Genomic DNA, 4347 nt, shown 5'->3' on the forward strand with positions numbered 1-4347 from the left:
AAAAAAACCCGCGCACGCTACTTTTGTTAAAACCACCCGGGCGGCCACTATAACCGCCCCCCCCCCTCAGCCGTACTGTCCTGGCCTACTCCGTAGCCGTCAGCGGGCGCCCTGGCCGGCCGCTCTGCCCCGGTCAGCCCGTCCCGGTCCCGTCGTGTACGGGTCCGGCTGTACGGGGGGCAGAGCGGCCGGTCGGCGCCTCTCAGCCCCGCTGCCGTGACGGCCGCAGCCGGGTCGTGGCCAGCGCCATCCTGCGGGTCAGCTCCAGACGGCGGTCCGTCCAGCGCGTGGCGAGCGCACGCCGGCGCTCCGCCATGGACCAGATCACCCGAACGGACGAGCGAGGCGCGAGAAGTGCGCGCAGCCGGTTCCACCGGTCGGCCGCCGCGCTCAGCCCCTGCCGGATCAGCCGGGCGTCCTCGGCGAGCCCCACGCCGGGCCGGGGCACCGGCGCGTACAGCACCTGTTCCACGGCCCCGGCCACCCGGTGCACCGCCTCGGCCGCCTCGCCGTCCAGACCGCCCAGCCGCACGATCCGGCCCGCCGTCTTCCTGGGGGTCTGCGAATCGTCCGGTGGTATGCCGTGGTCCCACGCCGTGTCGACGACCTCGCGCCAGGCCGCGAGCGTCCTGTCCGTGGCGTCCTCCGGCGTACGCCCGGCGGAGGAGAACCGCCGCGCCCTGACCCGGGTCCGCCACAGCAGGGGCAGCAGCGGCAGCAGCAGGACCGCGAGTATCCCCGCCACCACGGCGAGCACGGTCCCCACCGGGGTACCCCGGTCGGTCGGCGGCTGCGCGCCCGCGGCCGCCGCCGGATCGCACTCGCCCAGCCGCTGGGCCTGCGCCGGGCAGCTCTCCGAGGCCGACGGCGCCGTGGACGGCTCGGCCGAGGTGTCCGTGCCCTCACTGGCCGTGTCGCTCGGGGTGTCGGTCGGGGCCTCCGGGAGGGTGTAGTCGGGCGTGCTGCCCCGGCTCGGCGTCGGCTCGAAGCGGGTCCAGCCGACCCCCTCGAAGTACAGCTCGGGCCAGGCGTGCGCGTCCCGCAGGCCGACCGACATCGAGCCGTCCGACTGCGGGGTGCCCGGGGTGAAGCCCACCGCGACCCGCGCCGGGATGCCCAGCGTGCGGGCCATCGCCGCCATCGCGAACGAGAAGTGGACGCAGAAACCTTCCTTGTTCCGCAGGAAGCGGGTGATCGCCGTGACGCCGGTGCCCGAGTCGACGGCCGTGTTGTACGTGAAGCCGCCCTCCAGCGCGAACCAGTCCTGGAGCTTGACGGCCCTCTCGTAGTCGTTCGCCGCCCCCGCGGTGATCTCCCGCGCCGTCGACCTGACGATCTCCGGCAGCACGGAGGGCACCTGGGTGTACTCACGGCGCAGCGCCGACGGGGCCGCGGGCGCCGAGGCGAGCTGCTCCCTGGTGGGCGTCACCCGGAGGCTGGTGACCTCGTAGCGCGCGCCCCGCGTCGACTGGCCCCGGTCGCCCACCAGCGTCCGGCCCGTGGGCTCGAAGCGCCAGCGCCCGTCGATCTTCACCTTGGAGGCGGGGTAGGGCATCGGCAGATAGTTCTGCCGGTACCAGCCGGCGGCCGAGATCGTGGTCCTGATCTCCGTGGTCTCGACCTCGCCCCGCAGCCCGGGGGCCGAGGGCAGCGTGCCCGGTACGTCCTCCACGTTCCGCTGCGAGAACCGCCAGGACGTGCCGTCGAACTTGTCCAGCGCCATGATCCGCAGATACAGGTCCTGCGTCTCCTTCGCGTTGGTCCGGTAGCGCAGCGCCTCGCGGTCCTCCGGCTGGTTCAGATTGTCCTGGAGCGACACCAGCGGGTTGACCGCGGAGATCGTGCCCCCACCGCCCACCCCCGAGCCGTTCCCGGCGCCCGCGCCGGCCAGCAGCCCGCCGTCCAGCGCGGGCAGGGCCGCCGGGACCGCGAGCGCGACGCCCAGCGCCACCACACCGATCCTGCGGCCCGTACGCACCGGGGCCCGACCGTTCGGGTCGAAGACCGACGAGAACCGGCCCGCGGGGCGCGGCGCGCCCCCGAAGACCCGGCCCCACTGGGAGAGCCGGTCCCGGCCCTCGGCCAGCAGGAGCAGCAGATAGCCGGTGGCGGCCAGCAGGAACCACAGCCACCCCCCGGCCCCGCCGGAGAGCCCCGCCGCGACCGAGTACAGCGCGAGCAGCGGCAGTCCGGCCGGGGCGGCGCTGCGGAAGGTCACCGCGATCGCGTCCACCGCCAGCCCGATCACCAGCACGCCGCCGATCAGCATCAGCCGGATGCCCTCGGTCGCCGGGGCCGGTATCGCGTACCGCCCGACGTCGTCGCCGCCCGAGGTCAGCAGCCGGCCGAACTCCCGCACCGCTTCGGGCGTCGGCACGAAGCCGAACAGGGACTGCTCCTTGGCGAACACCAGGGTGAGCAGCAGCATGACGGTGACCGTCTGGAGCACGACGGTCAGCGCCCGCGCCAGCGGAACCCGCCGGGCCAGCGCCCCCACCCCGCTCACGACGCCCACCATGAACGCGCACTGCACCAGCCAGGTGGACGACTCGACCAGCGGCGTCAGCGCCCCCGCCGCCATCAGCGTGGCGGCGAAGGCACACAGCGCCAGCCTTCCGTGACCGCTCATGACCATCCTCCGGAGAAGCCTGTCGAACCGCCCGCGACGGCCGATTCCGCGTGCTGGCGGCCGGCCTGCCGCCACAGGTCGGGCAGCGCCGCCCCGGAGGGCACGGCCAGGGCCGTCCACCCCGTCTCCCGCAGTTGCCGCAGCCGCGTCGCGACCTCGGCGCCCTCCCTCGGGCCCTGCGCCCAGCCGGACGAGTCGAGGACGAAGGCGACCGCCGCACCGCTGCGCTGCCGCATCCGGGCCGCCACCGCCGTCTGCTCCTCGTCCAGATCGCCGAAGAACGCCACCAGCAGCCCCTCGGTGGAGCCGCGCAGCACGTCGTACGCGGGGCTGAGGCCCGCCCCGTCGGAGTGGTCGACGACCGCGAGGGTGTCCATCATCAGCCCCGCCGAGTCCGCGGAGTCCTGGGTGGCGCCCGCGAAGCCCTCGGCGCCCTCGCCCGGCACCGAACCGCCGGTGTCCGTCAGCAGCCGTACCGCGAAGCCCCGTTCCAGCATGTGCACCAGCGCCGAGGCAGCCCCGGACACCGCCCACTCGAAGGCCGAGTCGGGACCCGAACCCTGGTAGGCGGCCCGCCGGGTGTCCAGCAGGACCGTGCAGCGCGCCCGCTGCGGCTGCTCCTCGCGGCGCACCATCAGCTCGCCGTAACGGGCCGTGGAGCGCCAGTGGACCCGGCGCAGATCGTCGCCGTGCCGGTACCCGCGCGGGATCACGTCGTCGTCACCGGCGAGCGCCAGCGAGCGCTGGCGCCCGTCGCCGTGGCCCGCCGCCTCGCCCGCGAGCCGCACCGGCGGCAGCGGTTCGGTGCGCGGGATGACCGTGAGCATGTCGAACGCGCTGAACGAACGGGTCAGCTCGCACATCCCGAACGGATCGCTCAGCCGGAGCTGGAGCGGCCCGAGCGGATACCGTCCGCGCAGATCGGAGCGGACCCGGTAGGACACCTCACGGCGGCCCCCCGGCTCCACCCGGTCCAGCACGAACCGGGGGCGCGGCCCCAGCACGTACGGCACATGGTCCTGGAGCATCAGCAGCCCCGTGGGCAGCCGGGTGACGTTGTCCATCCGCAGATGCACCCGCGCCTCGGACCCCGCGGGGACCCGCGAAGGCGCCAGCCGTCGGCTGCCCGCCACCCGGTAGCGCGTGCGGTACAGGACCGCCACGCAGATCAGCGGCAGCACGGCGAGCAGCAGCCCCACCCGCAGCAGATCCGACTGGCCGAGCACGTAGGCGCAGACAGCGGCGGCGATCCCGGCCGCGAGGAACGACCGGCCGCGGGTGGTCAGCCCGGACAGGGCGGCCCGCGCCCCGCCCTTCTCCTCGCCGTCCCCGGCGGCCGGCCCCCCGGACGCCATCACAGCCGCCGGACGCCGGACTGCTGGCCGAAGAGCGTGCCACCGGGCCCGGCGGGCCCGCCGACCACCGGGCGGCCCGCGGTGGTCCGCCCGCCGTCCGCCGTGGGCACCGGGGTCCGCTGGAGGATGTCCTGGACGACCTGCTCCGCCGTACGCCGGTTCAACTGGGCCTGGGTCGTGGGCAGCAGCCGGTGCGCCAGCACCGCCGACGCCAGCGACTGCACGTCGTCGGGGAGCGCGTACTCCCGTCCGGCGAGCGCCGCCGCGGCCTTGGCCGCGGCCCCCCCGTGGGGGGGGGGGCGCCGCGGGGGCGCGGGTTATTGACGCCGGGGTGGTGTGGGGTGGGGGCGCCCCCTCGACGAC

The 4347-nt window shown here is 75.2% G+C and carries 2 protein-coding genes and 1 pseudogene; all 3 read right to left on the reverse strand.

Features of this window, described 5'->3' with window-relative positions; all coding sequences use genetic code 11:
* Positions 1-202 precede the first annotated feature (202 nt).
* Positions 203-2629 carry a DUF3488 and DUF4129 domain-containing transglutaminase family protein gene (locus ACFXPK_RS32585; RefSeq protein ID WP_385006035.1) on the reverse strand — a complete coding sequence of 809 codons (2427 nt, stop codon included), beginning with the start codon at positions 2627-2629 and terminating at the stop codon, positions 203-205.
* Positions 2626-3984: a DUF58 domain-containing protein gene (locus ACFXPK_RS32590; RefSeq protein ID WP_385006033.1), complete on the reverse strand. Its 1359-nt coding sequence runs from the start codon at positions 3982-3984 to the stop codon at positions 2626-2628. Before ACFXPK_RS32590 ends, ACFXPK_RS32585 begins: the two co-directional genes overlap by 4 nt.
* Positions 3984-4262 (reverse strand): annotated as a pseudogene (locus ACFXPK_RS32595) (ATPase); the annotation flags it as partial. The gene ACFXPK_RS32590 and the pseudogene ACFXPK_RS32595, both read right to left, overlap by 1 nt.
* Positions 4263-4347: the final 85 nt, after the last annotated feature.

This window comes from Streptomyces sp. NPDC059142 (assembly GCF_042755665.1).
Lineage (GTDB): Bacteria > Actinomycetota > Actinomycetes > Streptomycetales > Streptomycetaceae > Streptomyces.

Bases quoted from the DNA above. Each gene is read 5' to 3' on its own strand.
- ACFXPK_RS32590 (WP_385006033.1), bottom strand. From the start codon at position 3,984: ATGGCGTCCGGGGGGCCGGCCGCCGGGGACGGCGAGGAGAAGGGCGGG.
- ACFXPK_RS32585 (WP_385006035.1), bottom strand. From the start codon at position 2,629: ATGAGCGGTCACGGAAGGCTGGCGCTGTGTGCCTTCGCCGCCACGCTG.